This window comes from Burkholderia cenocepacia, from assembly GCF_014211915.1.
GTDB lineage: Bacteria > Pseudomonadota > Gammaproteobacteria > Burkholderiales > Burkholderiaceae > Burkholderia > Burkholderia orbicola.
In genome coordinates, this window is sequence record NZ_CP060039.1 from 3,460,163 (window position 1) to 3,486,337 (window position 26,175).

The window sequence follows — 26,175 nt, forward strand, 5'->3', positions numbered from 1 at the left end:
TCGGGTCATTGTACCGGCGCCGCGACGACTGTCCCGTGCCGCGCAAGCGTCATCTGCGCCTCCGGCAACGCGAACGCCGCTGCTATGATAAGCGCCCGTTGCGAGGTTGGATCGGTTCGTCGCGCCGGTACGGGATGCGGTGCCCGACCGGTCGCGCAGCAGGATCGAGGGACCTGCGCGCACACGCCGTTCCACTAGAGGAAGACATGTCAGGACTCACCCATTTCGATGCCGCCGGCCACGCCCATATGGTCGACGTCGGCGACAAGCAGGAAACCCGGCGCATCGCGATCGCGCGGGGCACGATCCGGATGTTGCCGGCCACGTTCGCGCTGATCCGCGACGGCAAGGCCAGGAAAGGCGACGTGCTCGGCGTCGCGCGCATCGCGGCGATCCAGGGCGCCAAACGCACGGCCGACCTGATTCCGCTGTGCCACCCGCTCGCGCTCACGCGCGTGGCCGTCGAGTTCGAACTCGACGACGCGCTGCCGGGCGTGCATTGCGTCGTGCAGGTCGAGACGTTCGGGCGGACCGGCGTCGAGATGGAAGCGCTGACGGCCGTCCAGGTCGGGCTGCTGACCGTCTACGACATGTGCAAGGCGGTCGATCGCGGGATGGTGATCACCGACGTGAGCGTGCGGGAGAAGCGCGGCGGGAAGTCGGGGGACTGGAAGGCGGAAGACGCCGCGGGGTGAATACCGGGGCACCACCGGCCCGCCAATTCGAGATAAACCGTTTTATCTCATACAATTACCGGATTCCGCACGAGAGAGCGTGCGAACCAGCACAACAAAAGCGAGCACTGGTGATGAATTCGCAAGCGTTAAGAAGCGCGTTGCTGGCCGGACCGGTTCAGCATGAGCGCCTGATCAAACTGGATACCCCGCTCGGGCCCGACGTCCTGTTGCCGCAGCGCGTCACGGGACGATCGCGCCTCGGACGCCATTTCGAGTTCACCGTCGATACCGTGTCGGTATCCGACCACCTCGAACTCAAGAAACTGATCGCGCAGCCGGTGACGCTGTGGATCCAGCAGGCCGACCAATCGTACGCGCCGCACCACGGCTACGTGCATGCGGCCCGCCGGCTCGGGTCGGACAGCGGCGTCACGCACCATCAGATCGTCTTTGCGTCGTTCCTGCACTTCCTGAAGTTCCGCCGCGATCAGCGCATCTGGCAGGACCGGTCGGCGGACGACATCATCGCCGACGTGCTGAACCAGCATCCGCAGGCCAAGGGCCGCTTCACGTTCAAGCTCTACCAGCCGCTGCCGCCGCGCTCGTTCTGCATGCAATACGAGGACGACTGGAATTTCGTCCATCGCCTGATGGAATCGGAAGGCCTGTACGGTTTCTGGGAACAGGACAGCGACGGCAAGTCGCACCGGCTCGTCATCGTCGATCGCATCGACGCGTTGCCCGCGCTGTCGCCGCGAACCGTGCGCTTTCATCACGCGGGCACGGGCGACGAAGCCGACACGCTCGTCCAGTTCACCGGTACGCGCACGCTGCGAAGCGTCGCCCGCACCACGCGCACCTTCGACTACAAGCAGCCGCCCACCGCGTCGAATCCGAAGGCCACCCATACGCCGACGATCGCGAACCAGGGCGATCTGCCGCAGCAACTCGAAGTCTACGAATACACGGGTGCCTACACGTATCCCGAGCAGTCACGCGGCGACCATCTGTCGAAGATCTGGATGGAAGAGCAGGAATCGCACGCGAAGCGCTTTCACGGTGTCGGCGGTGTGCGGCGCATGGACGCCGGACGCGTGTTCGAGTTCGCGGAACACCCCGAACACGACAAGGACGATGCCGGCCAGCGCGAATTCGCCGTGATCGAGACGGCGTGGGTCATCGTCAACAATCTGCCCGTGGCCGACGAGCCGGCCGTTTTCCCGCACAGCCTGCAGGCCGAGATCGGCAGCATCATGCAGGCCACCGATACGGACCGGTCCCGCGTGCGTCATCCCGACGGCAGCGAGGGCTTCTTTCAGATCCGCATCGAGGCGCAGCGCACGACGGTGCCGTTCCGCAGCCCGTTCGAGCACGCGAAGCCGCCGATGCACCTGCAATCGGCGATCGTCGTCGCGCCGCAAGGCGAAGAAGTCCATACGGACGAGCTCAACCGCGTCAAGGTCCGCTTTCACTGGGACCGCTTGAACGACGGCGACGAAAAGGCGTCGTGCTGGTTGCGTGCCACGGCGTCCGATTCGGGCAATGGCTACGGTGCCGTCCACCCGCACCGCAGCGGCGAGGAAGTGCTGGTCGACTTCCTCGGCGGCGACTGCGATCGTCCGATCATCGTCGGCAAGGTCTACAACGGCGCGACGAGCCCGCAATGGCACAGCAACGGCATCCTGTCCGGGTACCGGTCCAAGGAATACGCGGGCGCCGGTTACAACCAGCTGGTGCTCGACGACGCGACCGCGCAGAACCGCGTGCACCTCTACAGCAGCCAGGCCAACACGCACCTGCACCTCGGCTACCTGATCGACCACACGGGCAACAACCGCGGCAACTATCTCGGCAGTGGCTTCGACCTGCGCTCGGACGCCTACGGCGCCGTGCGCGCAAACCGCGGGCTGTACGTCACGACGCATCCCAAGCAGGCGGCCAGTCAGCCGCTCGACGTCGACGAGACCCGGGAGCAGCTCGTGCGCGCACAAGGGCTGATCGACGCCATGTCGCAGGTCAGCGCGCAGCATCAGGGCGAGTCGCTCGACCCCGGCCACACGGCGCTGAAGCAGTTCAGCGACGCGACGCAGAACAGCGTGAGCGGCAGCGCGTCGGGCGGCCGGACCGCCGGCGGCGGAACCGGCAACGCCAACGCGTTCAAGGAGCCCGTGATGCTGTTCGGCAGCCCGGCCGGCATCGGGATGTCCACGCAGCAGTCCGCGCAATTTTCCGCGGACCAGCACATCAACCTCGTCAGCGGGCAAAACACGCACGTCGCCGCCGGAAAATCGCTGATCGCCAGTGTCCTCGACCGGATCAGCCTGTTCGCGCAGAACGCGGGGATGAAGCTGTTCGCCGGCAAGGGCAAGGTCGAAGTGCAGGCGCAGGCGGACAACATCGAGCTGACTGCGCAGAAGGCGCTGAAGCTGATCGCCGTCACGCAATCGATCGAAGGCGCCGCGGCGAAGGAGATCCTGTTGACGTCCGGCGGCGCCTATATCCGCATCGCGGACGGCAACATCGAGGTGCACGCGCCCGGCAAGATCGACATCAAGGGCGCGCAGCATGCGTTCAGCGGCCCCACCCACCTGTCGCAAACGATGCCGACGCTGCCGAACTCCAACGGCAACTATGACCAGGCGTTCATCGCGCACTGGGCCGGCACCGACATTCCGGTCGCGAACACGCGGTACCAGATGTTCTCGAACGGCAAGCTGCTCTCGGAAGGCGTCACCAACGCGGCAGGCGAAACCGGGCTCACGCAGAGCCACGTGCCGCACGACGTCGTGGTCAAGTTTCTAGGGAAATCGAATGGCTGACGGACAACAGGACAAGGTGCTTGGGACCGGTGCGGGGATGCTGACCCCGACGGGATACCAGGATCGGCCGAAGGTGCAGATCAACATCTGCGACAAGCATGTGACGCCGGCTGCGAAATGGATCGTCGGTACCTGTCCGTTTTACTATCGGCCGCTTCACGGCCAATACTGGGACACGGTCCAGAAAGTCAGTATGTCCAGCGTATGGGAAACCGTGAAGAAGTTCGCCACTTCGTGGGATCCCTGGAAAGATAAGAAGGTCGCCGAGGAATTGCTGCATCGGCGCGAAGATCTGATCAAAACGGAAAGCACCGATTCCGACTGGTCGCGCCACGGCAACTTCATGATGCGTCATATCGGGTGCGGACATAAACCACCCGATTACTACATTAGCTACGGCTACTACTATTGCTCCGACTATGGCAAGAATCTTTACCCTCGACTCAGCCCCCAAGGGAAAGCGTGGCTGAACAAAGCGCGGAAACTGCTTCAGGTCAACATGGAAGACGGCCTAAATCAGAACATGATGGGCGACACGATCCAGATGGCCAGCCCGACACCTGGAAACGGTAGCGTCGATATGACGTGGCCACAGTTCGAGCTCGAAATGAACGCCGAAAAATTCAAGGAATTCGCATTCAAGACGCACCCGATGGCCTACCTCGATGGCGGGTTGGCAGACCTGCCGATCATGGATCTCGTCAGGATCGGGACGCGTCCGAACATTCAGGAATGGGGCGACGGAAGAACGTGGGGACAGGCGGTCGATTCGGCCATCCCCGTTCTCAGGAACAAAGCCGACGCATGGGATGTCGACGATCCGGTCGGCAAGGCACTCGGCAGGCTGCTGGTGAAGTGACATGCGAAGAGGCAAACGATGGCTCTTGATCGCGGGATGCGCTCTTGTTCTACCGATCGCTATTTACGGATATACGGAAATGACTTCAGGGTGGGAAACGGTATCGACCGAATTCATGCGCAACGACAAGCCGTACGGTGCGGGCGCATTTCGCGTGCAGCACAACGACTTCATGTCATTAAAGGTTGCACGACCGGAACTCACGTTCAAGCCGGAAAGCGGCGCGTCGGGCGGCCGGACCGCCGGCGGCGGAACCGGCAACGCCAACGCGTTCAAGGAGCCCGTGATGCTGTTCGGCAGCCCGGCCGGCATCGGGATGTCCACGCAGCAGTCCGCGCAATTTTCCGCGGACCAGCACATCAACCTCGTCAGCGGGCAAAACACGCACGTCGCCGCCGGAAAATCGCTGATCGCCAGTGTCCTCGACCGGATCAGCCTGTTCGCGCAGAACGCGGGGATGAAGCTGTTCGCCGGCAAGGGCAAGGTCGAAGTGCAGGCGCAGGCGGACAACATCGAGCTGACTGCGCAGAAGGCGCTGAAGCTGATCGCCGTCACGCAATCGATCGAAGGCGCCGCGGCGAAGGAGATCCTGTTGACGTCCGGCGGCGCCTATATCCGCATCGCGGACGGCAACATCGAGGTGCACGCGCCCGGCAAGATCGACATCAAGGGCGCGCAGCATGCGTTCAGCGGCCCCACCCACCTGTCGCAAACGATGCCGACGCTGCCGAACTCCAACGGCAACTATGACCAGGCGTTCATCGCGCACTGGGCCGGCACCGACATTCCGGTCGCGAACACGCGGTACCAGATGTTCTCGAACGGCAAGCTGCTCTCGGAAGGCGTCACCAACGCGGCAGGCGAAACCGGGCTCACGCAGAGCCACGTGCCGCACGACGTCGTGGTCAAGTTTCTAGGGAAATCGAATGGCTGACGGACAACAGGACAAGGTGCTTGGGACCGGTGCGGGGATGCTGACCCCGACGGGATACCAGGATCGGCCGAAGGTGCAGATCAACATCTGCGACAAGCATGTGACGCCGGCTGCGAAATGGATCGTCGGTACCTGTCCGTTTTACTATCGGCCGCTTCACGGCCAATACTGGGACACGGTCCAGAAAGTCAGTATGTCCAGCGTATGGGAAACCGTGAAGAAGTTCGCCACTTCGTGGGATCCCTGGAAAGATAAGAAGGTCGCCGAGGAATTGCTGCATCGGCGCGAAGATCTGATCAAAACGGAAAGCACCGATTCCGACTGGTCGCGCCACGGCAACTTCATGATGCGTCATATCGGGTGCGGACATAAACCACCCGATTACTACATTAGCTACGGCTACTACTATTGCTCCGACTATGGCAAGAATCTTTACCCTCGACTCAGCCCCCAAGGGAAAGCGTGGCTGAACAAAGCGCGGAAACTGCTTCAGGTCAACATGGAAGACGGCCTAAATCAGAACATGATGGGCGACACGATCCAGATGGCCAGCCCGACACCTGGAAACGGTAGCGTCGATATGACGTGGCCACAGTTCGAGCTCGAAATGAACGCCGAAAAATTCAAGGAATTCGCATTCAAGACGCACCCGATGGCCTACCTCGATGGCGGGTTGGCAGACCTGCCGATCATGGATCTCGTCAGGATCGGGACGCGTCCGAACATTCAGGAATGGGGCGACGGAAGAACGTGGGGACAGGCGGTCGATTCGGCCATCCCCGTTCTCAGGAACAAAGCCGACGCATGGGATGTCGACGATCCGGTCGGCAAGGCACTCGGCAGGCTGCTGGTGAAGTGACATGCGAAGAGGCAAACGATGGCTCTTGATCGCGGGATGCGCTCTTGTTCTACCGATCGCTATTTACGGATATACGGAAATGACTTCAGGGTGGGAAACGGTATCGACCGAATTCATGCGCAACGACAAGCCGTACGGTGCGGGCGCATTTCGCGTGCAGCACAACGACTTCATGTCATTAAAGGTTGCACGACCGGAACTCACGTTCAAGCCGGAAAGCGAGCAGAAGAACCCTGACGTCGCGGAATTCGCCGAACCGTGGATGGACGATTCAAACCAACGGCTCAACCGATCGACGGTGAGTTTCCTGCGCGGCACGCTGGGCGGCATCCCCGTGCGTCACTTTCAGGAACCGGGCCAGACCGCGTCATGGTGGTATTCGCCTGACTGGCGGATCCTGTATGTAAGCACCGGCTGGATGGATTACGCGGCACCGCGCCCCGACGACGGAGCGGCCCCTCAGACGACCAGGCTCTGGAAGTCAAGCGATGGCGGTCAGCACTGGGCCCAGCTCGAATGGCCCGGCAACCGCAACATCAATCGCCTGCTCTTCATAGACGCGCAACGGGGCTACGCCATCGGCTGGGGGCCACACGTGTGGCGAACGGCAGACGGCGGGCAAACGTGGCAGGAAATCGCGGAGCCACCCGGTGCCGCCGTCCAAGGCAAGCCGCGCCGGACTTTCGATGGATCCAACCTCGGTCCCGACGGCGTATTGCGCATTGCCTATCAGGTCGAAAACGCCGAGCATCCGCAACCGGCAACCGTTGTCTGGCGGCTCGCGTGGAATCAGCAGGATTTCGTCCGGGAAGCAGTGCTGCCCGGACAAGTTGTCGTCAGTCTCGAATCGCCGCCGGCACCCGTCCGAAATTACGCGCTGTATGCGTTGTCCCGTACAAACGGCGAATCCGGCAGTGGTCGTGGCGCGGGCGTCATTTCGACCTGGACCAGCGAGCATCCCGATCACATCCAGAAGCTACGTGCGTTTGACGGCTCGCTGACGCTCAACGGACTCAGCGCAGGTCGCAACGGCGTCCTGCTGGTTCATGCAACTGATCCGAACACCGCGAACGGCGGTGGCGCGCCGATCGATCTGACTATCAGCAGCACCGACGGTGGGAAGACGTGGCAGCAAACCACTGACAAGGCTTCACAGGGCGGCTACTTCGACCCGGAAACGAATACGCTCTATTCGGTGTTCGCCTACACACTTCGGAAACGGCAATTCTGATCGCTGCCAGACGCATTTGCCGTGGGCCGAGTCCGCAGAATCGGACGACGCCCCCGGCACGATCGGCCTCACGCCCTCTTCTCCATTGACTTCAGCCAACCCGATGCGCAACCACTCCCGCCTAAAGCGGCTGGGCACCATCGCGATCGGCAGCATCGCATTGATACTGCTGGTCGAAAATACCGGCTCTCGATGGGAAACCGTTTCGTCGAAGGTGACGTGGCCCGTCCCACTGGCTGGCGTGGGTGATTTCTACGTCGTCGGCAACGAAATCATGTCGCTCACGGTCGCCGACCCTATGGTGACGCTGAAGCCTCCCGGCGAGTGGAAGAATCCAATGGTCGCCGAACCCACCGAAGCGTGGATGAACAACGCAGCAGAAACCCTCAATCGGCGGACCGTAAATTTCTTCCGTGGCACCCTCGATCAGGGACTGCAGCGCTTCTTGCAAGCGCCGGGCCAACACACGGCGTGGTGGCATTCGCGGGACGGTCAGGTCCAGGTCATCGGCGTCGGCCGGACCAGCTACACGGCGCCACATCCGGCAGACGGCCTCGTCTCGCAGCAAACCCGTGTCTGGAAATCGCTCGACGGCGGCCGGCACTGGTCGCAGCTCGACTGGCCCGAGCACGAGGATATCGATCAGTTGCTCTTCATCGACGCGCGGCGCGGTTATGCGATCGGTCGGGGCCCGGCGGTCCGGCGAACATCCGACGGCGGCGTGTCCTGGCAGCGGATCGCACTACCACCGGATGCAGCCGTCGGTGGTGCTCCCGGGCGCAGCTTCGCAGGAGTAAATCTTGGCCCCGACGGCACCCTGCGAGTGGCTTACCCTGTCGACCGGTCGGCTACGGCCCCTGCCCGCAGCGTCGTATACCGACTCGCGCCAAATCAGCAGGCGTTCGCTCTCGATACCGTCCTGCCTAACCAGACCGTCACTCGACTCGTGTCTGCGCCTGCCACGGCTGGCGGCTACGCGCTTTACACGCTGTCTCTCCTCGACCATGAGAGTGGCGACGATACTGCACCGGATCGCGCACGCCGGACCGGTGTGCTTTCGACGTGGGCGAACACGCGCCCGGAGCGAGTCCGGCAAGTGACGACGTTTGACAGGAAGCTCATCCTGAGCGGCCTCGACGTGGGCCGCGATGGCCTGTTGCTCGTCTATGCGACCGACCCCGGGCACGCAATCGATGATCCACCGATCCCCCTGATGATCAGCAGCACTGACGCAGGCAAGACCTGGAAGCAGAATGTCGACGGGATCGTCTATCACAATCGGTATTTCAATCAGGATACGAACACGCTGTACTCGTTGCTCGATGAAAGACTGAGGAAACTGTCGTTCCCGGTCCGAAATAACCGTGCCTTACAAGACCGAATCCCGTTGCTACGACGGAAGACTCAATTCGATGAATAAATCACTGCGTCGCGCCGCACTCGCGCTATGCGTTGCCACATCGCCCGCCGCCTTCGCCGCCAGCCCCTGCCCCGCCGCTGACACCGCTGCACGCGCCGCGCTCGACGCGCAACACCGCGTGCAACGCGCGCCCAACCCGGAAAGCGACGGCGCCGGCACCGTCGAGGTTTCGCCGCCTTTGCGCGACGCGCTTCGCGCCTACAAGCAAGCGCTCGTCGGCGCGATCGACGCGCGCCTCGTATGCAGCGGTGAACATGTCGAAGCGGTCGCACTGAAACGCACGCTCGCGGCAACGCTCGGCGTCCCCGCGCAGCCGGCACAGCCGAAAACCGGCGAATCGGCGTTCGGCCGCAACCCGGACGTCGACGTCACGCGCGACGGCACGTCGCGCCCGCTGCTGTTCGTACGCGCCGGCTTCGACATCGCATGCGGCGACGACAACCTGCTCACCGCGTACGCGTGGGAAAACGGTCGGTGGCAGCGCGTGCTGCGCTGGCAAGCCGACGAATACAAGGACATCGGCGACGCATACGGCGGCGGCTTCTGGTTCGGTGCGTTGCCGGGCGGACAGGTGGCGGTCGTCCACGGCACACCGTGGTGCTCGTCGCGCTGGAGCCGGTTCGGCGCGGACGTGGTCGCGCCGGCCAACGGGTCGGCCGCGCAACGCACGCTGTTCCACACCACGCACGGCTACGTGATCGACGACGATGCGATCCGCTTCAAGGTGCGCGCCGACGGCTTCGAGCTGCGCACGACGGTCGGCTCGCTCGACGGCGACGTGATGACGCGGCCAGGTATCTTCCGCTATCGCGTCGACGGCGACACGGTGCAACGCGTGCAGCCGGCCGCCGCCAACGGCCGCGATTTCGTCGACGAGTGGCTGAAGGTGGACGACGTGCTCGCGCGCGAATGGAGCGAACCCGAGGCCGCCGGGACCGCGCTGAAAGCCCGGCAGACGTTCAACGCGGAAAGCAAGGCGCCCGATATCGGCTTCGCATACGGCCCGGTACGCGGCTGTTCCGATCGCAAGGATCGCTTCCAGGTCGAACTGGATCTGACGGGCAAGGGTGGAGAAACGGTCGCGCGGCGCTACGCGCTGATCCGCCAGGAGCGCAACGGCTTCACGATGCTCGGGCTGCGCAACGCGTCCGAGCCCGCGTGTCGCGGCGCGGATCTGATGCCGCGGCACTGAGCCGTCAGCCGCGCGGCGCAGCGGTGAAATCGCGCCGGGCGGGCGACAACGACAACGACAAGTGACTGGGGCATGGCGGCACGGCGCGATCGCCCGCACCGGCCGTGCGTCATTCGGCGCGCCGCGGCTCGAACACGAACGGTTGCGTCAGCAAGAAGGGATTCGCCGTCGCGCCGGTCTGCACGCAGCTCGCGTGCGTCATCGCTTCGACGGCCGCGCGATCGGCCGCCGCGTTGCGGCTGCTCGTCGTCACGGTGACGTTCTGCGCTTCGCCGGACGTCGTCATCAGCGCGCGCACGAGCACGGTCGCCGGGCGCGTGAGCGGCTTCGCGGTATCCGGATAGACCGCACGCGGAATGTGGCAGGTCAGCTTGCTTTCCTGCGACGACGACAGCATCGCGCAGCCGGAAAACAGCATCGCGATGGCGGGCAGGATCAGGTAGGTCGAGCGAATGGCCATGGTCGAATATCGTTCTTCAGCACTGTTCTGGGCACACGCGCCGCGCAACGAAGGCCTTCCCCGCCCGCATCGCGTGTGTCGCACTGCGCCGCGGCCATCGGACCGGCGCCCCGTTACGGCCGCACGGCCGAGCGATGCCCGGCCGCGATCCTGCTCGGCGCAATCTCCGGATAACCGGGAAGTGTGCCGTATTGGCACCGCCTGCGCCCCACGCCGACGCGCACGCGAGCCCTTTCGCGCATTGTGCCCGCGCCGCCCGGTCAGCAGGCGGCAATTTGACAATGGTTGACGCGAATCGCCGCCCCTTCGATCCGAATCCGCGCGATCCGCGACGTAATCGATAGCCGATCGGCTCAGCGCGTGATGCGCCGGGCCATGTTGCGCCGACGACGTCAGCCCGCTTTCATCACGGCCAGACAAACGCCGGAATTCCCCGTTCCGGCGCGCACGACACGCGTCAATCCGAATCGTCGTCGTCCGAGTCGTCGCCCTCGTCGGCCGGCGCTTCCCCGTATTTCGCGACGACGGCCGCCCTGAACGTCTTCAGCGCCGGCTCATCGCCGCACAGCTTGTACAACGCGGCCAGCTGTTGCGGCCAGTCCTTCAACTCCTTCGCAAACACATGCAGGCGCGCGACGGTATCGAGCGCGTCGGCTTCGCGGCCGGCCAGCGCCTGCAGCACCGCATAGCGGCGCAGCACCGTCTCGCCGGGCAGCAACGCGATCGCGCGCTCGTGCGCGGCGAGCTTGAGCGGCAGGTTGTCCGGCGAAATGGTCAGCAGCGTCGCCGCACCGTAATCGCCCCACGCGCCGAACAGCAGCGACGGCGCATCGCGATACTGCGCGGCCGGGCTGCTGCCGTAATACAGCACTTCCGCGCGCTGGTAGTCGCGCAGCACGGGCACAGCCGCCAGCACGCCGCCGAACGACAGCACCGCGAACAGCCCGAATGCCGCGCGCCCCGGCAGGACGCGCAGCGGCTTCACCTCGAGCAGCCCGATCACGAACATCGCCGGCAGCAGGAAGAACATGTATTGCTGCGGATACTCGACCAGCGCATGCATCAGCAGGATGCCGATCAGCGCGAAGCCGAACACGCGCATGCTCGACTGCGGCGCCCGCACCGTGCGCACGAACCACATGACGAGCGTGACGGCGAGCACGCCGAGCCCGACGAGACCGGACTTCGCGAGCAGGTCGATGAAGATGTCGTGCGAGTTGTTCGCGATCTCGACGGCGCCGAGCGTGCGCACGAGCGCAAACTGGTGCGACGGGAATTCGCCCCAGCCGACGCCGAGCAGCGGATGCTCGCGGAACATCGCGAGCCCGTACTTCCACAGCGCGAGGCGCGGCGCGATCTGCCCGGCGTCGCGCATCCGGTCGGCGGCCGACTCCGCGAGATTCAGGTGATAGTGCACGTTGGCCCAGCGCACCGCGACGTTCACCGCGATGAACGCGACCGCCAGCACGACCGGTATCAACCACGCACGCGCATTGCCCGGCGTGCGGCGCGATTCGACCCACGCCATCCAGAAGCCCGCGACGACCATCACCGCCACCTGCAGCCACGGCCCGCGCGACACCGTCAGCGCGAGACCGACCGACAGCACGAGCGACAACGCGAGCCAGGCCCACACCGCGAGCCGGCGTGTCTGGACCAGATACAGCGCGCCCGCGAGCGCGAAGGCGATGTAGCTGGCCAGGTGGTTCGCCTGCGCCATGTTGCCGTACGGACGGCGGTCGACCGCGATGTTGTACACGACGACGAACGGCGAGACGGCCGCTTCAAGGTGGAACAGCTGCACGATCTGGGTACCGACCGCGAACACGCCGCCCACGAGCAGCGCGCCGGCCATCATCCGCGACACGGTTTCCGCCATCCCGTCGCGCGCGAGCACGTAGCCGGCCTGCATCGCGACCAGCGCGGCCGCGAGATAACCGACCGCCAGCCAGTTCATCGACGGCACCTTGAGCGGGATCAGCGCGACCTGCGCGATCAGCACCGCCGCAAAGCCGAGCGGGACGACGAACGCGGCCGGTGCGGCAAACGGCTCGGCCGGGCGGCCGATGCGCGCGAGCAGCACGACGGACACGCCCACCAGCAGATACAGCACCAGCGCGGAAAACTCGGAATAGAAGGTCGGGATCGGATACGTGTGATTCGTGATCGCGTACGGCACGATCAGGGCGACAGCCAGCGCAACGAGCGACAACGAACGGGAAAAAGTAGAAGGCATGAGCGAACCGGATGTCAGCAACCGGCGCACTATACAAAACTTTCCCTGCTCTGTGCGGGGCCGTCGCTCCGCGAGCCGGCGCCGGGCTGCAGCCCCGCCGGCCGAAGCGGCGACCGGCAGGCCGCAGGCGCCGCCGCCCTGCTTCTCGGCCAGCCTTATGCGCGGCACTCCGCGGGCGCATATTTCGCGGGCAGCGTCGCGGCGTTACCCGGCAACGGCCCCGCTCCAGGCGCCGGCAGCGACGACGCGTCCTTGCCGGCCGCGAAGCATTCCCATGCAATCGCGCCCGCCTGTATCGCGCCCTTTTTGAGCGGCACGCGCGCGGTGGGCGCCTCGGCCTTATCGGGCGCGGACGGCACGAGCACCAGCGTATTGGTGCCGGCCGCGGCGACGCGGGTGGTGAAAGAAACCGTGATCTGGCCGGTGGCGCCGTCGATCGCGACCGATTCGACGTTGCGGGTACCGGCCGGCGGGCTGTAGCCGCCGTCGAGGCTCGCGCCGCTCGCGGCGTTGTCGGCGACCGCGAGCCGCGCCGACGACGCGAGCGCCAGCCCCTCGCCGACGCGCGACCGCGCGAGGTAATCCTGGTACGCGGGAATCGCATAGGCCGCGACGACCCCGACGATAGCCAGCACGATCATCAGTTCGATCAGCGTGAAGCCGGCCAGCCGCCAGCGCGACGACGGCCGGTTCGCGTGCCGCAGATCGGCGGCAACGCGACGGAACAGGGAAACGGAAAAGGCTTCGAACATGAACAGGCTCCGGAAACGAAAAACGCCTGCCGATACAGGCAGGCGTCTCGATCGTAGCCAGCGGGCCGCGAAGCCGGCAGTCAGCCGGATGGCCAGTCAGTGCGCGTGCGGCACGCTGCGGCGTTTCCTGAGCGCATAACCGATCGCGACGACGAACAGGGCGCCGACGATGCTCGCGCCGTAGACCACTTCCGGCGCATCGAGCACCGGCCAGCGGTCGCCGACCGGGTCGTTCACGATCAAGCCGCCCGCGATCCAGCCGAGCAGCCCGGCGCCGAATGCCACGACGACCGGGAAACGGTCGAGCAGCTTCAGCACCAGCGTGCTGCCCCACACGATGATCGGCACGCTGACGATGAGCCCGAAGATCACGAGCGCGATCCGGTGCGACGGATCGGCCTGCTCGGCCGCGCCGGCGATCGCGATCACGTTGTCGAGGCTCATGACCGCGTCGGCGATCACGATCGTCTTCACGGCGTCCCACAGCCGGTCGGCCGGCTTGATGTTGTCGTGCGCGTCGGCGGCCGGCGCCATCAGCTTGATGCCGATCCACAGCAGCAGCAGGCCGCCGCCGAGCTTCAGGAACGGCACGTCGAGCAGCGCGACCGCGAACGTGATCAGCGCGACACGCAGCAGGATCGCCCCCGCGGTGCCCCAGACGACGCCGCGCAGCCGCTGGTTCGCCGGCAGGTTGCGGCACGCAAGCGCGATCACGACCGCGTTGTCGCCGCCGAGCAGGATATCGATGATGACGATCTGGAGAATGGCGCCCCAGTGCAGCGAGGTCAGGAATTCGAGCATAGCGGAGAGGAAAGGACAACGGCCGCCTCGCGGGCGGCCCGGTTCATCGTAGGCACATGCAGAACGCATGCCCGGTGCTTACGAATTCATTGCGGGAGCATAACAAAAAACGCCGGCAAAGCCGGCGTTTTTTGCAGGACGAGCCCAATGGAAATGATTACAGCGCCTTCTTCAGCAGACGGCCCATTTCCGACGGGTTGCGCGTGACGGTGATGCCGCACGCTTCCATGATTTCCAGCTTCGCTTCGGCCGTATCCGCACCGCCCGAGATCAGCGCGCCGGCGTGGCCCATGCGCTTGCCCGGAGGCGCCGTGACGCCCGCGATGAAGCCGACGACCGGCTTCTTCATGTTGTCCTTGATCCACTCGGCGGCGTTGGCTTCGTCCGGACCGCCGATTTCGCCGATCATCACGACCGCATCCGTGTCCGGATCGTCGTTGAACATCTTCATCACGTCGATGTGCTTCAGACCGTTGATCGGGTCGCCGCCGATACCGACTGCCGACGACTGGCCGAGGCCGAGTGCCGTCAGCTGGGCAACGGCTTCATACGTCAGCGTGCCCGAACGCGACACGACGCCGATGCGGCCCTTGCGGTGGATGTGACCCGGCATGATGCCGATCTTCAGTTCGTCCGGCGTGATCGTGCCCGGGCAGTTCGGCCCGAGCAGCAGCGTCTTGCGGCCTTCGCGACGCATGCGGTCCTTCACTTCGATCATGTCACGGACGGGGATGCCTTCCGTGATGCAGATCGCGAGATCCAGATCGGCTTCGACCGCTTCCCAGATCGCAGCGGCTGCGCCTGCCGGCGGAACGTAGATGACCGACACGGTCGCGCCGGTTTCCGCCTTCGCTTCCTTGACGCTCGCGTAGATCGGAATGCCTTCGAAGTCTTCGCCGGCCTTCTTCGGGTTCACGCCCGCGACGAATGCTTCGCGGCCGTTTGCGTATTCACGGCAGGCGCGCGTATGGAACTGACCGGTTTTGCCGGTAATGCCCTGCGTGATGACCTTCGTGTCCTTGTTGATCAGAATCGACATGTATTTTGACCTCTGTTCGATGGGCGTCGCGTGCAAACCGCGCCGCCCTACGTGTTCATTAGCGCGTGCTTACTTGCCTGCGGCAGCCGCGACGACCTTCTGCGCAGCCTCTTCCATGCTGTCGGCCGAGATGATCGGCAGGCCCGAATCGGCCAGCATCTTCTTGCCGAGGTCCTCGTTCGTGCCCTTCATGCGCACGACGAGCGGCACGTTCAGGTTCACGGCCTTCGAACCGGCGATCACGCCTTCCGCGATCACGTCGCAACGCATGATGCCGCCGAAGATGTTCACGAGGATCGCCTTCAGGTCCGGGTTCTTCAGCATCAGCTTGAACGCTTCCGTGACCTTCTCGGTCGTCGCACCGCCGCCGACGTCCAGGAAGTTCGCCGGTTCGCCGCCGAACAGCTTGATGGTGTCCATCGTCGCCATCGCGAGGCCCGCGCCGTTCACGAGGCAGCCGATGTTGCCGTCGAGCGAGATGTACGCGAGGTCGAACTTCGACGCTTCGATTTCAGCCGGATCTTCTTCGTCCAGATCGCGGTACGCGACGATTTCCGGGTGACGGAACAGCGCGTTCGAGTCGAAGTTGAACTTCGCGTCGAGTGCGGTGACCTTGCCGTCGCCGGAGACGTTCAGCGGGTTGATTTCGGCCAGCGATGCGTCGGTTTCCCAGAATGCCTTGTACAGGCCTTGCAGGATCGCGCGCGCTTGCGGAATCGATGCGGCCGGCACGCCGATCTTCGCGGCGAGGTCGTCGGCCTGCGCGTCCAGCAGGCCCGTCGACGGCTCGACGATGACCTTGTGGATCAGTTCCGGGTGCTTCTCGGCGACTTCTTCGATGTCCATGCCCCCTTCGCTCGAACCCATCAGCACGATCTTCTGCGAGATGCGGTCGACGACGAGGCTGACATACAGTTCCTGCTTGATGTCGGCGCCTTCTTCGATCATCAGACGGTTGACCTTCTGGCCTTCCGGACCGGTCTGGTGCGTGACGAGCTGCATGCCGAGGATCTGGTTTGCGTATTCGCGGACCTGCTCGATCGTCTTCGCCACCTTCACGCCGCCGCCCTTGCCACGGCCACCCGCGTGAATCTGAGCCTTCACGACCCATACCGGGCCGCCGAGCTCTTCCGCCACCTTGACGGCCTCGTCAACCGAGAACGCCGGCTTGCCGCGCGGTACCGCGACTCCGAATTTCCGCAGGATTTCCTTACCCTGGTACTCGTGAATCTTCATGCGTGATTCCCTTCAGTCTGAGAGTTGGATGAAAAGTCGCTTAAGACGCTTCTTCGAATGATTTCCGTTCATTCCTTCGTGCTGCCTTCACCGGGCAGATCCGGCCGAATCGGGCCGTACCAGCGCGGGTAGTACTGCCGCACGACCTCACCGTCGAATCGCAACGCACGGCAGCGGCCGAGCTGGAAAGGCGGTTCGGCGTGCGCGCCGTCGTGATCCGGCCCTTCGCCGCCCTCCTCGCGCACGTTCCACACGTCACCGGCGAACGCCTGGATCGCGGCCGTCGGCAGCACGGCGCACAGTTCGGTGAGATGGGAACAGCCTGCGACGCCGGCGAGCAGCCGGTTCGCGTTGCGGCGGAAATTGCGGAAGAGATTGAGCCCGATGAGGGCCCGATAGGCGGGCGGGGCGGATTGACAATGACCAGGATAGGGCACCCATTCCGAAGACGCTTCGGCGTCGACGACATTGAGGTCACGATCGATGGTCACGCGCAGCCAGAGTTCGTGGATCGGCAGGCCCTGGGGCCGGATGCCCGACGCAAGCGCGACATCGCGCGGCTTGTGGTCGGTCAGGCAGGCTTCGATGTCCCACAAGCCGTCGCCGCGCTCGTAGGCTTCCGCTCGGATTGCGCGTCGATGTCGCAACTGACGGGGCACGGGCTCGGATAGCGGCATGCTGGAGGTTGAGGCCGAAGAGGAAAACCCGTGGATTTTAGCATATTGGGTATTTGAGACAGTTTGCCGCGACGGCGGGTATTCCCGCCTGTCCGGAAGCGGTTGCAATGCAGCAAAATCGCGCGCCACGCGCGCGACGGGGCGGCTCAGTCGTCGATCGGGAAATCGTCGCCGACCTTCAGCAACTTCACGATGGTCGCGCTCGAGAAGCCGCGCGCGGCCAGGAAGCGCGCCTGCTTCGCGCGTTCGGCGGGCGTTTGCGGCAGTGCACCGAATTTCTTGCGCCAGACGGCCTGCGCGCGCGTCAATTCGGTCTCGCGCAATTGGGCATTCACCTCTTCGACGAGACTGTCGCCGACCGCATGGCGCTTCAACTCGCTGACGATGCGCGCGACGCCGACACGCGACGCGCGACGATGCACGAGGCTCTCGGCGAAGCGCGCGTCGGACAGCCAGCCTTCCTGTTCCAGCGCATCGAGTACCGGTTCGATGGACTCGCCTTCGTCGACGTAGGGTGCGAGCTTGCGCGCGAGCTCCGCGCGGCTGTATTCACGCCTCGACAAATAGCCGAGCGCGCGGCCCTTCAACGACCGCGGCGGCTTCGACGACTTGCACTCGCTGGCGCCCGGCGCGTCGCTTGAAGCAGCGCCGCCGGAAGATGCGCCGAAAGACGCACCGGCTGCGCGGCGTGTGCGGCGCGGATGCTGGCTGCTGCGCGTATAGACATCTTCCGTCGCGGGCGCACCGGCTGTGCGATCGCCCGGGGCACGATCGCCCGGGAAGCGGACACCGGACACGCGACGGCGGGAGCGATCATGCGCATCGAACGACTCATCGTCGTCGAACGGATCGTCCGGTGCGGCAATCTCAAATGAAACGAGGGCATCGTCGGATGCCCTCGTCGCGGTGCGGTTCGCGGCGTTGCCGCCTGAGTCCCGCCGGTCGGCGCCCGAGGAACCGGCTCGCCGGCCGGAGCGACCCGCCGTTTCGGGCACGTCGCTCTCCTCCGGCTCGCCAGCCTGACCTCGGCGCCCAACCATTACTCTTCTTCGTCCAACGCCTCGGCTTCGTTGGCTACGCCATCGGGCATGCTGACGACACCGAGCGATTCGCGGATGCGGTTTTCGATCTCGCGTGCGATTTCCGGATTCTCGCGCAGGAATTCACGCGCATTGTCCTTGCCCTGGCCGATCTTCTCGCCGTTGTAGCTGTACCAGGCGCCCGCCTTGTCGACGATCTTCGCCTGCACGCCGAGATCGATGATCTCGCCCTGACGCGAAATGCCTTCGCCGTACAGGATGTCGAAGATCGCTTCGCGGAACGGCGGCGACACCTTGTTCTTGACGACCTTCACGCGGGTTTCGTTGCCGATCACCTCGTCGTTCTTCTTGATCGAGCCGATCCGGCGAATGTCGAGACGCACCGACGAATAGAACTTCAGCGCGTTGCCGCCCGTGGTGGTTTCCGGGTTGCCGAACATCACGCCGATCTTCATCCGGATCTGGTTGATGAAGATCACCAGGCAGTTCGTGCGCTTGATCGTGCCGGTCAGCTTGCGCAGCGCCTGCGACATCAGGCGAGCCTGCAGACCCGGCAGCGAATCGCCCATCTCGCCTTCGATTTCGGCCTTCGGCACGAGCGCCGCGACCGAGTCGATGACGATCATGTCGATCGAGCCCGAGCGCACCAGCGCATCGGTGATTTCGAGCGCCTGCTCACCGGTGTCCGGCTGCGAGATCAGCAGTTCCGGCACGTTCACGCCGAGCTTCGACGCGTACTGGACGTCGAGCGCGTGCTCGGCGTCGATGAAGGCTGCCGTGCCGCCGATCTTCTGCAGTTCAGCGATGACTTGCAGCGTGAGGGTGGTCTTACCGGACGATTCCGGACCGTAGATCTCGACCACCCGGCCGCGCGGCAGGCCGCCAACGCCCAGCGCGATGTCGAGACCCAGCGACCCCGTGGAGACGACCTGGATATTCTCGGTCGCCTCGCCGTCGCCCATGCGCATGATCGAGCCCTTGCCGAACTGCTTCTCGATCTGCGCGAGTGCGGCCGCCAGCGCCTTGCTCTTCTCGGCGGTCATCCCGGAGCCCTTCTTGCTATCTTCCATGAATCGTCCTTTGCTATGATGAGCAGCGTCTGTTGGAGGCGCGCCCGCTTCAAGCGCTGCCCACGAATGCAGACACTGTATAAAAAAACAGTGTTTTGTGCAAGCCCGCAATGCAAAGCGTTGTGCACGAATAACTTCGGAGACAGCCGCGCCGGCGCGAACGCCCTGCCGGCACCGGTCAGCAACATGCGAATTCTCATCGCCGAAGACGACAGCATACTCGCGGACGGCCTCACCCGGTCACTCCGCCAATCGGGCTATGCCGTCGATCACGTGAAGAGCGGCGTCGACGCCGACACCGCGCTGTCGATGCAGACTTTCGACCTGCTGATCCTCGATCTCGGGCTGCCGAAAATGTCCGGGCTCGACGTGCTCAAGCGCCTGCGCGCGCGCAATTCCAATCTCCCCGTGCTGATCCTGACCGCCGCCGACAGCGTCGACGAACGCGTGAAGGGGCTCGACCTCGGCGCCGACGACTACATGGCCAAGCCGTTCGCGCTCAACGAGCTCGAGGCGCGCGTGCGCGCGCTGACCCGGCGCGGCGCCGGCGGCGGCCCGACCGTCGTGCGCCACGGCTCGCTCGCGTTCGACCAGGTCGGCCGCATCGCGTACGCGAACGATCACGTGCTCGATCTCTCCGCGCGCGAACTCGGCCTGCTCGAGGTGCTGCTGCAGCGGATCGGCCGCCTCGTGTCGAAGGAACAGCTCGTCGATCACCTGTGCGAATGGGGCGAGGAAGTCAGCAACAACGCGATCGAAGTCTACGTGCACCGGCTGCGCAAGAAGATCGAGCCGAGCGGCGTGCGGATCTCGACCGTGCGCGGCCTCGGCTATTGCCTCGAGAAGGTCGCGCCCGCGACGCCGGCCGACACGGCGGCGCCCCAGCCCGCGGCGGCCGGCACGCCGCTGCGCTGACGCCGGGCGGCGCCGCGATGGCCACGCCGGCCCATTCCCCTTCCCGCCACCCGACCGGCGCGCCGTCGTCGGCTGCCGACGAGGCGCGCGACGCGCGCTACGAAAACCCGTTCGCGCCGCCCGACGAAACCGAATCGCCCGAAACGCCGCGCCCGCGCTCGCTGTTCGGCGAAATCCTCGACTGGATGCTCGCGCCGCTGCTGCTGCTGTGGCCGATGAGCATCGCCGTCACCTATCTCGTCGCGAAGACGATCGCGAACAGCCCGTTCGATCGCGCGCTCGAGACCAACGCCTACGTGCTCGCGCGGCAGATCCATCCGGTCAACGGCGTCGCCGAGCTGACGCTGCCGGAGCAGACGCGCGACTTCCTGCGCGCGGACAACATCGACAGCGTCTACTTCCAGGTGCTCGGCACGCGCGGCGAGCTGGTCGCCGGCGAAGCCGACATGCCGCTGCCGCGCGACGAGGACCGCCCGCCGCCAGGCGTCGTCGTGTTCCGCGACGACCTGCTGCGCGGCAACGACGTGCGTGTCGCGTATACGACCGTCGCGCTGCCGCAGGCGAGCGGCGCGCAGCCCGTGCTCGTGCAGGTCGGCGAAACGCTCGACAAGCGCAACGCGCTCGCCAACGACATCATCAAGGGCGTGATCCTGCCGCAATTCGTGATCCTGCCGCTCGCGATCCTGCTCGTCTGGTTCGGGCTGTCGCGCGGGCTCGCGCCGCTCAACGCGCTGCAGGCGCACATTCGCGCGCGGCGGCCCGACGACCTGTCGCCCGTCGAGGCGCAGCGCGCGCCGCCCGAGATCGAGCCGCTCGTCACGTCGTTCAACGACCTGCTCGCGCGCCTCGAACAGAACATGGCGCTGCAGAAACGCTTCATCGCCGACGCCGCGCACCAGATGAAGACGCCGCTCGCGGGCCTGCGCACGCAGGCCGAGTTCGCGCTGCGCCATCCGGTGCCGCCCGACGTGCAGCGCTCGCTCGAGCAGATCGCGACGAGCTCCGAGCAGGCCGCGCGGCTCGTCACGCAACTGCTGGCGCTCGCGCGCGCCGAGAACCGCGCGAGCGGGCTGACGTTCGAGCCGGTCGAGATCGGTTCGCTCGCGCGGCGCACCGTGCGCGACTGGGTGCAGGCCGCGCTCGCGAAACGCATGGACCTCGGGTACGAAGGCCCGGACGACGACGCGCCGCTCAAGGTCGACGGCAGTCCGGTGATGCTGCGCGAGATGCTCGGCAACCTGGTCGACAACGCGATCCGCTATACGCCCGAAGGCGGCCGCATCACGGTGCGCGTGCGGGCCGAGCGCGCGGCGCGGCGCGTGCATCTCGAAGTCGAGGATACCGGCCCCGGCATCCCGGCCGGCGAGCGCGAGCGCGTCGTCGAACGTTTCTACCGGATCCTCGGCCGCGAAGGCGACGGCAGCGGCCTCGGGCTCGCGATCGTGCGCGAGATCGCCACGCAGCACGGCGGCACGCTGACGCTCGACGATCACGTCTACCAGCACGCGCCGCGCCTCGCCGGCACGCTGGTGCGCATCAGCCTGCCGCTGACCGATACCGCCCCGGATTAACCCTGACGCGCGCCGCCACGGTGCGGCGCCAACACGCAGAAACCGGCGCTTTACCGGACGTTCACGCCACAATCGACACGCGAAGCGACCGATTCGACACGGGTTAACGCGCAGTCGTTTTGTACGCGCAAGTCAGTGCGCCGTAAGTTTCCGTGCCAATAATCGTCGACAGGCCCGCCCCTCCCAAGGCGGCCGCACATCTATATCAAGGGACTTGGAGACGATTCATGGCAACGTTAGGCGGGCAAATTTCGCACTCGCCGATGACGGGCGAAGAGAAGAAGGTGATCTTCGCGTCGTCGCTCGGCACCGTGTTCGAGTGGTACGACTTTTACCTGGCCGGCTCGCTCGCGGCCTACATCAGCAAGAGCTTCTTCTCCGGCGTCAATCCGACCGCCGCGTTCATCTTCACGCTGCTCGGCTTCGCCGCCGGCTTCGCGGTGCGGCCGTTCGGCGCGATCGTGTTCGGCCGGCTCGGCGACCTCGTCGGCCGCAAGCACACGTTCCTCGTGACGATCGTGATCATGGGCGTCTCGACGTTCGTGGTCGGCTTCCTGCCGGGCTACGCGTCGATCGGCATCGCCGCCCCCGTGATCTTCATCGCGATGCGGCTGTTGCAGGGCCTCGCGCTCGGCGGCGAGTACGGCGGCGCGGCGACCTACGTCGCCGAGCATGCGCCGGCCAACCGGCGCGGCTTCTACACGGCCTGGATCCAGACGACGGCCACGCTCGGCCTGTTCCTGTCGCTGCTCGTGATCCTGGGCGTGCGCACGTTCATCGGCGAGGAAGCGTTCGGCAACTGGGGCTGGCGCGTGCCGTTCGTCGCATCGATCCTGCTGCTCGGGTGTCGGTGTGGATCCGGCTGCAACTGAACGAATCGCCGGTGTTCCTGCGCATCAAGGCGGAAGGCAAGACGTCGAAGGCGCCGCTGACCGAAGCGTTCGGCCAGTGGAAGAACCTGAAGATCGTGATCCTCGCGCTGATCGGCCTGACGGCCGGCCAGGCGGTCGTGTGGTACACGGGCCAGTTCTACGCGCTGTTCTTCCTCACGCAGACGCTGAAGGTCGACGGCGCCAGCGCGAACATCCTGATCGCGATCGCGCTCCTGATCGGCACGCCGTTCTTCCTGTTCTTCGGCTCGCTGTCGGACAAGATCGGCCGCAAGCCGATCATCCTTGCCGGCTGCCTGATCGCCGCGCTGACCTACTTCCCGCTGTTCAAGGCGCTCACGCACTACGCGAACCCGCAGCTCGAACTCGCGACGCAGAAGGCGCCGATCACGGTCGTCGCCGATCCGGCTACCTGCTCGTTCCAGTTCAACCCGGTGGGCACGTCGAAGTTCACCACCTCGTGCGACATCGCGAAGAGCGCGCTCGCGAAGGCCGGCCTGAACTACGAGAACGTCGCGGCGCCGGCCGGCACGCTGGCCGAAATCAAGGTCGGCGACACGGTGATCCAGACCTACGACGGCAAGGCGGCCGACGCGAAGGCGCAGGGCGCGGCGTTCGACAAGACCCTCGCGTCGACGCTGAAGGGGGCCGGCTACCCGGCGAAGGCCGACCCGGCGCAACTCAACTGGCCGATGACGATCGTGATCCTGACGATCCTCGTGATCTTCGTGACGATGGTCTACGGCCCGATCGCCGCGATGCTGGTCGAGATGTTCCCGACGCGAATCCGCTACACGTCGATGTCGCTGCCCTATCACATCGGCAACGGCTGGTTCGGCGGCTTCCTGCCGGCAACTGCGTTCGCGATCGTCGCGGCGAAGGGCAACATCTACTCGGGGCTCTGGTATCCGATCGTGATCGCGCTGGCCACGTTCGTGATCGGCCTGCTGTTCGTCAAGGAGACGAAGGACTCGGACATCTACGCGCAGGATTGATGTCGGGTCCGCGGCGGGGGAGGGCCGACGGAGGATCGCCTTCCGGCGCCCGGCTCCCGCCCGCGATGGAGGCCGGCACGGACCGTCGGCAACTTTTTTCGGGAAAGATGGAAAAAGGTATTGACAGCTGACCGGCCGATCGACATAATTCAAGTCTTCACGGCGAATTAGCTCAGTCGGTTAGAGCGACGGAATCATAATCCGCAGGTCCGGGGTTCGAATCCCTGATTCGCCACCAAATGCGAAAAGCCGCTGTTTCTTTCGAAACAGCGGCTTTTTTCATTGCTTCATCGGGCGCACGCGGCGGCGCGCGTTGCCCGCCTTCAGGCCGCGCGCTGCGCCCAGACTACGCCACCACCGCTCCGCGCTGCGTATCCGGCGTCTCCGCCCGCAGCTTCCCCCGCCAGTTCTCCCCGCCCTCCAGCGCCGGCGTCGACTCGAATACCTCCGCGATCCAGTCGGCGAACACGCGCACCTTCTGCGACAGATGCCGGTTGTGCGGGTAGACGATCGAGATCGGCTTTGGCTTCGGATTGCTGTCCGGCAGCACCTCGACCAGCGACCCGTCGAGCAGGTGCGGCAGCACCATGAACAGCGTCGGCTGGATCATCCCGAAGCCTTCGAGCCCGCACGTCACGTAGGCATCCGAGTCGTTGACCGTGACGCTGCCGTTCATCCGCACCTCGAACGGCTTGCCGTCGATCATGAACACCCACGGAATCGCCCGCGCGCCGTGGCTCGAGCGAAAATTCACCGCGTGATGCTCGACGAGATCGGCAATCTCGTTCGGCTCGCCGTGACGGGCGAGGTAATCGGGAGACGCGCACGTCACGCGCTTGAGCATCCCGATGCGCCGCGCGACCATCGACGAATCCTCGAGCGGCCCGACCCGGATCATGCAGTCGATGCCCTCCTCGACCGGATCGACGTAGCGGTCGGACAGCCCCAGCTCGAGCGTGATGTCCGGATAGCGCTGCCGGAAGATCGACAGCGACGGCAGCACGACGCGCCGCCCGAGCGAACTCGGCATGTGGACGCGCAGCACGCCGCTCGGCTTGCGGTTGCCGGCCTGGAAACTCGCGTCGGCCTCGGCGATCTCCGCGATGATCTTCATGCAATGCTCGTAGTACGCGGCGCCCTCCGGCGTCAGCGACAACCGGCGCGTCGTCCGGTGCATCAGGCGCACGCCGAGCAGCGCCTCGAGATTCTGGATGATGGTCGTCACCGATGCGCGCGGCATCGCGAGCGTGTCGGCCGCCCGCGTGAAGCTGTTCGCGTCGACCACGCGGGTAAAAACCTCCATTGCCTGGATGCGGTCCATGCTGCTTCCCCCTTCGAATCGCCAACGGGACAGAATAGAGCGCGCGGCGGGCACGGCACAAGCCCCCGCCTATTGTTCTCCGATCCTGAATAGTTTCGACACTTCGGACTGGAAACCGACCGGTTTCCGTTCAGTTCCGGGTAGCGGCCGCCGGGGCTCCGCTCATTCGTCGCACGTCACCGCACGAACCGCTCGCGATATCCCTGCGGCGATACGCCCAGCACGCGCACGAAGCTGCGCCGCAGCGTCTCCTCCGAACCGAAGCCGCAACGCCCGGCGATCCGCTTGACGGGCCAGGCCGTTTCGCCGAGCAGGCGTTGCGCGGCCTCGACACGGATCTGCTCGACCGCACGCGCGGGCGTGCGGCCGGTTTCCGCGCGATAGTGGCGCACGAAGCTGCGCTCGCTCATGCTCACGCGCTCGGCGAGCGCGGGCACCGACAGGTCGGCCGTCAGGTGCTCGGCCATCCATGCGTGCAACTCGCCGAACCGGTCGGCGGTGCGCTGCATCGACAGCATCGTGCTGAACTGCGCCTGCCCGCCCGGACGCTTCAGGAATACGACGAGTTCGCGCGCGACGTCGAGCGCGGTCGCCCGCCCGAGATCCTCCTCGACCAGCGCGAGCGCGAGATCGATGCCGGCCGTCACGCCGGCCGACGTCCACAGCGCGCCTTCGCGGATGAAGATCGGGTCCGGCTCGACGCGCACGCTCGGGTAGCGCGCCGCGAATTCGTCGCAGCGCGCCCAGTGCGTGACCGCGCGCCGCCCGTCGAGCAAGCCGGCCTCGGCGAGCAGGAACGCGCCGGTGCAGACCGACGCCACGCGCCGCGCGCGCCCGGCCTGCTGCCGCACCCAGCGAACCACCCGCGCGTCCTTCGACGCCGCGTGCACGCCCTTGCCGCCGGCGACGATCAGCGTGTCGGGACGGCGCGCGGCCGCGCGCAGCGACTCGGCCATCACGACGAGGCCCGACGACGTCTCGACGGGCCCCGCTTCGACGGCCACGACGCGCGGCGCATACGGCGCCGGCTGCCCGCGCTCCAGCGCGAGCTCATTGACGGACGCGAACACCTGCAACGGGCCCGTCACATCGAGCAGTTGCGCACGGGGAAACGCGAGGACCAGGATCGAACGCGGGGCGGCGGCAGGCATGGCGATTGGCTGAAAACGTGGGTGATATGG

The 26,175-nt window shown here is 65.6% G+C and carries 20 protein-coding genes, 1 tRNA gene and 2 pseudogenes; 12 read left to right on the forward strand and 11 right to left on the reverse strand.

Translation table 11 applies throughout. The annotated features are described in order from the left end of the window. Positions 1–206: 206 nt before the first annotated feature. From moaC to SY91_RS16400, 8 genes and pseudogenes are all read left to right on the forward strand, one after another. On the forward strand, positions 207–695 hold the full coding sequence (moaC, locus tag SY91_RS16365) for a cyclic pyranopterin monophosphate synthase MoaC (protein WP_012329158.1): 489 nt from the start codon (positions 207–209) through the stop codon (positions 693–695). Positions 696–808: 113 nt separating this feature from the next. Continuing rightward, on the forward strand, positions 809–3,496 hold the full coding sequence (locus SY91_RS16370; RefSeq protein ID WP_043887560.1) for a type VI secretion system Vgr family protein: 2,688 nt from the start codon (positions 809–811) through the stop codon (positions 3,494–3,496). Further along, positions 3,489–4,355: a hypothetical protein gene (locus SY91_RS16375; protein ID WP_023476242.1), complete on the forward strand. Its 867-nt coding sequence runs from the start codon at positions 3,489–3,491 to the stop codon at positions 4,353–4,355. Before SY91_RS16370 ends, SY91_RS16375 begins: the two co-directional genes overlap by 8 nt. A gap of 220 nt (positions 4,356–4,575) precedes the next feature. Beyond that, a pseudogene (locus SY91_RS16380) lies at positions 4,576–5,289 on the forward strand (DUF2345 domain-containing protein); the annotation flags it as partial. Next, positions 5,282–6,148, forward strand: coding sequence for a hypothetical protein (locus SY91_RS16385; RefSeq protein WP_023476242.1), 867 nt, complete (start codon positions 5,282–5,284; stop codon positions 6,146–6,148). The pseudogene SY91_RS16380 and the gene SY91_RS16385, both read left to right, overlap by 8 nt. Positions 6,149–6,227: 79 nt before the next feature. Continuing rightward, on the forward strand, positions 6,228–7,379 hold the full coding sequence (locus tag SY91_RS16390) for a WD40/YVTN/BNR-like repeat-containing protein (RefSeq protein WP_043887562.1): 1,152 nt from the start codon (positions 6,228–6,230) through the stop codon (positions 7,377–7,379). Positions 7,380–7,482: 103 nt separating this feature from the next. Continuing rightward, positions 7,483–8,799, forward strand: coding sequence for a WD40/YVTN/BNR-like repeat-containing protein (locus SY91_RS16395; RefSeq protein ID WP_043887563.1), 1,317 nt, complete (start codon positions 7,483–7,485; stop codon positions 8,797–8,799). After that, positions 8,792–9,991 (forward strand): hypothetical protein, encoded by a 1,200-nt coding sequence (locus SY91_RS16400; protein ID WP_023476245.1) that lies wholly within the window; start codon positions 8,792–8,794, stop codon positions 9,989–9,991. The genes SY91_RS16395 and SY91_RS16400 overlap by 8 nt, the downstream gene beginning before the upstream one ends. A 109-nt stretch (positions 9,992–10,100) precedes the next feature. Here the strand turns inward: SY91_RS16400 and SY91_RS16405 are convergent, their stop codons facing one another. The 9 genes from SY91_RS16405 to recA form a co-directional block, all read right to left on the reverse strand. Continuing rightward, positions 10,101–10,451, reverse strand: a complete 351-nt coding sequence (locus SY91_RS16405; RefSeq protein ID WP_023476246.1) for a TonB family protein — start codon at positions 10,449–10,451, stop codon at positions 10,101–10,103. 457 nt (positions 10,452–10,908) lie between these two features. Further along, the gene (locus SY91_RS16410; RefSeq protein ID WP_043887564.1) at positions 10,909–12,687 is read right to left on the reverse strand and encodes a PglL family O-oligosaccharyltransferase; all 1,779 of its coding nucleotides are present in this window, start codon (positions 12,685–12,687) and stop codon (positions 10,909–10,911) included. A gap of 155 nt (positions 12,688–12,842) precedes the next feature. Next, positions 12,843–13,439 (reverse strand): pilin, encoded by a 597-nt coding sequence (locus SY91_RS16415; protein ID WP_011546121.1) that lies wholly within the window; start codon positions 13,437–13,439, stop codon positions 12,843–12,845. Between the two features lie 96 nt (positions 13,440–13,535). Continuing rightward, complete coding sequence (locus SY91_RS16420; protein ID WP_011546122.1) at positions 13,536–14,240, reverse strand: TerC family protein; 705 nt, start codon at positions 14,238–14,240, stop codon at positions 13,536–13,538. 157 nt (positions 14,241–14,397) lie between these two features. Then, positions 14,398–15,279: a succinate--CoA ligase subunit alpha gene (sucD, locus tag SY91_RS16425; protein ID WP_006477916.1), complete on the reverse strand. Its 882-nt coding sequence runs from the start codon at positions 15,277–15,279 to the stop codon at positions 14,398–14,400. A gap of 69 nt (positions 15,280–15,348) precedes the next feature. After that, positions 15,349–16,515, reverse strand: coding sequence for an ADP-forming succinate--CoA ligase subunit beta (gene sucC, locus SY91_RS16430; RefSeq protein ID WP_023476248.1), 1,167 nt, complete (start codon positions 16,513–16,515; stop codon positions 15,349–15,351). Between the two features lie 68 nt (positions 16,516–16,583). Continuing rightward, positions 16,584–17,192 carry a DUF2889 domain-containing protein gene (locus SY91_RS16435; protein WP_012329167.1) on the reverse strand — a complete coding sequence of 203 codons (609 nt, stop codon included), beginning with the start codon at positions 17,190–17,192 and terminating at the stop codon, positions 16,584–16,586. A 146-nt stretch (positions 17,193–17,338) separates the two neighbouring features. Further along, entirely contained in the window at positions 17,339–18,232 is an 894-nt protein-coding gene (recX, locus tag SY91_RS16440; protein ID WP_043887566.1) for a recombination regulator RecX, read from the reverse strand. After that, positions 18,232–19,302 (reverse strand): recombinase RecA, encoded by a 1,071-nt coding sequence (gene recA, locus SY91_RS16445; protein WP_006477913.1) that lies wholly within the window; start codon positions 19,300–19,302, stop codon positions 18,232–18,234. The genes recX and recA overlap by 1 nt, the downstream gene beginning before the upstream one ends. A gap of 186 nt (positions 19,303–19,488) precedes the next feature. Between recA and SY91_RS16450 the strand changes: the two genes are divergently transcribed. The 4 genes and pseudogenes from SY91_RS16450 (at position 19,489) to SY91_RS16465 (ending at position 23,911) form a co-directional block, all read left to right on the forward strand. After that, on the forward strand, positions 19,489–20,217 hold the full coding sequence (locus SY91_RS16450; RefSeq protein WP_006497347.1) for a response regulator transcription factor: 729 nt from the start codon (positions 19,489–19,491) through the stop codon (positions 20,215–20,217). 17 nt (positions 20,218–20,234) lie between these two features. Continuing rightward, positions 20,235–21,788: a sensor histidine kinase gene (locus SY91_RS16455; protein WP_023476251.1), complete on the forward strand. Its 1,554-nt coding sequence runs from the start codon at positions 20,235–20,237 to the stop codon at positions 21,786–21,788. A gap of 227 nt (positions 21,789–22,015) precedes the next feature. After that, a pseudogene (locus SY91_RS16460) lies at positions 22,016–23,673 on the forward strand (MFS transporter). A 161-nt stretch (positions 23,674–23,834) separates the two neighbouring features. Continuing rightward, positions 23,835–23,911 (forward strand) — tRNA-Met (locus SY91_RS16465). 108 nt (positions 23,912–24,019) lie between these two features. Here the strand turns inward: SY91_RS16465 and SY91_RS16470 are convergent. Continuing rightward, the gene (locus tag SY91_RS16470; RefSeq protein WP_011546129.1) at positions 24,020–24,994 is read right to left on the reverse strand and encodes a LysR family transcriptional regulator; all 975 of its coding nucleotides are present in this window, start codon (positions 24,992–24,994) and stop codon (positions 24,020–24,022) included. Positions 24,995–25,170: 176 nt separating this feature from the next. Further along, positions 25,171–26,145, reverse strand: coding sequence for a GlxA family transcriptional regulator (locus tag SY91_RS16475; protein WP_023476253.1), 975 nt, complete (start codon positions 26,143–26,145; stop codon positions 25,171–25,173). Between the last annotated feature and the right edge of the window lie 30 nt (positions 26,146–26,175).

Coding starts and splice junctions, on each gene's coding strand:
- SY91_RS16415 (WP_011546121.1), bottom strand. CDS start 13,439: ATGTTCGAAGCCTTTTCCGTTTCCCTGTTCCGTCGCGTTGCCGCCGAT.
- SY91_RS16405 (WP_023476246.1), bottom strand. CDS start 10,451: ATGGCCATTCGCTCGACCTACCTGATCCTGCCCGCCATCGCGATGCTG.
- SY91_RS16435 (WP_012329167.1), bottom strand. CDS start 17,192: ATGCCGCTATCCGAGCCCGTGCCCCGTCAGTTGCGACATCGACGCGCA.
- SY91_RS16400 (WP_023476245.1), top strand. CDS start 8,792: ATGAATAAATCACTGCGTCGCGCCGCACTCGCGCTATGCGTTGCCACA.
- SY91_RS16475 (WP_023476253.1), bottom strand. CDS start 26,145: ATGCCTGCCGCCGCCCCGCGTTCGATCCTGGTCCTCGCGTTTCCCCGT.
- recA (WP_006477913.1), bottom strand. CDS start 19,302: ATGGAAGATAGCAAGAAGGGCTCCGGGATGACCGCCGAGAAGAGCAAG.
- SY91_RS16450 (WP_006497347.1), top strand. CDS start 19,489: ATGCGAATTCTCATCGCCGAAGACGACAGCATACTCGCGGACGGCCTC.
- SY91_RS16375 (WP_023476242.1), top strand. CDS start 3,489: ATGGCTGACGGACAACAGGACAAGGTGCTTGGGACCGGTGCGGGGATG.
- SY91_RS16470 (WP_011546129.1), bottom strand. CDS start 24,994: ATGGACCGCATCCAGGCAATGGAGGTTTTTACCCGCGTGGTCGACGCG.
- sucD (WP_006477916.1), bottom strand. CDS start 15,279: ATGTCGATTCTGATCAACAAGGACACGAAGGTCATCACGCAGGGCATT.
- SY91_RS16370 (WP_043887560.1), top strand. CDS start 809: ATGAATTCGCAAGCGTTAAGAAGCGCGTTGCTGGCCGGACCGGTTCAG.
- SY91_RS16385 (WP_023476242.1), top strand. CDS start 5,282: ATGGCTGACGGACAACAGGACAAGGTGCTTGGGACCGGTGCGGGGATG.
- SY91_RS16395 (WP_043887563.1), top strand. CDS start 7,483: ATGCGCAACCACTCCCGCCTAAAGCGGCTGGGCACCATCGCGATCGGC.
- SY91_RS16420 (WP_011546122.1), bottom strand. CDS start 14,240: ATGCTCGAATTCCTGACCTCGCTGCACTGGGGCGCCATTCTCCAGATC.
- moaC (WP_012329158.1), top strand. CDS start 207: ATGTCAGGACTCACCCATTTCGATGCCGCCGGCCACGCCCATATGGTC.
- sucC (WP_023476248.1), bottom strand. CDS start 16,515: ATGAAGATTCACGAGTACCAGGGTAAGGAAATCCTGCGGAAATTCGGA.
- recX (WP_043887566.1), bottom strand. CDS start 18,232: ATGGTTGGGCGCCGAGGTCAGGCTGGCGAGCCGGAGGAGAGCGACGTG.
- SY91_RS16410 (WP_043887564.1), bottom strand. CDS start 12,687: ATGCCTTCTACTTTTTCCCGTTCGTTGTCGCTCGTTGCGCTGGCTGTC.
- SY91_RS16455 (WP_023476251.1), top strand. CDS start 20,235: ATGGCCACGCCGGCCCATTCCCCTTCCCGCCACCCGACCGGCGCGCCG.
- SY91_RS16390 (WP_043887562.1), top strand. CDS start 6,228: ATGACTTCAGGGTGGGAAACGGTATCGACCGAATTCATGCGCAACGAC.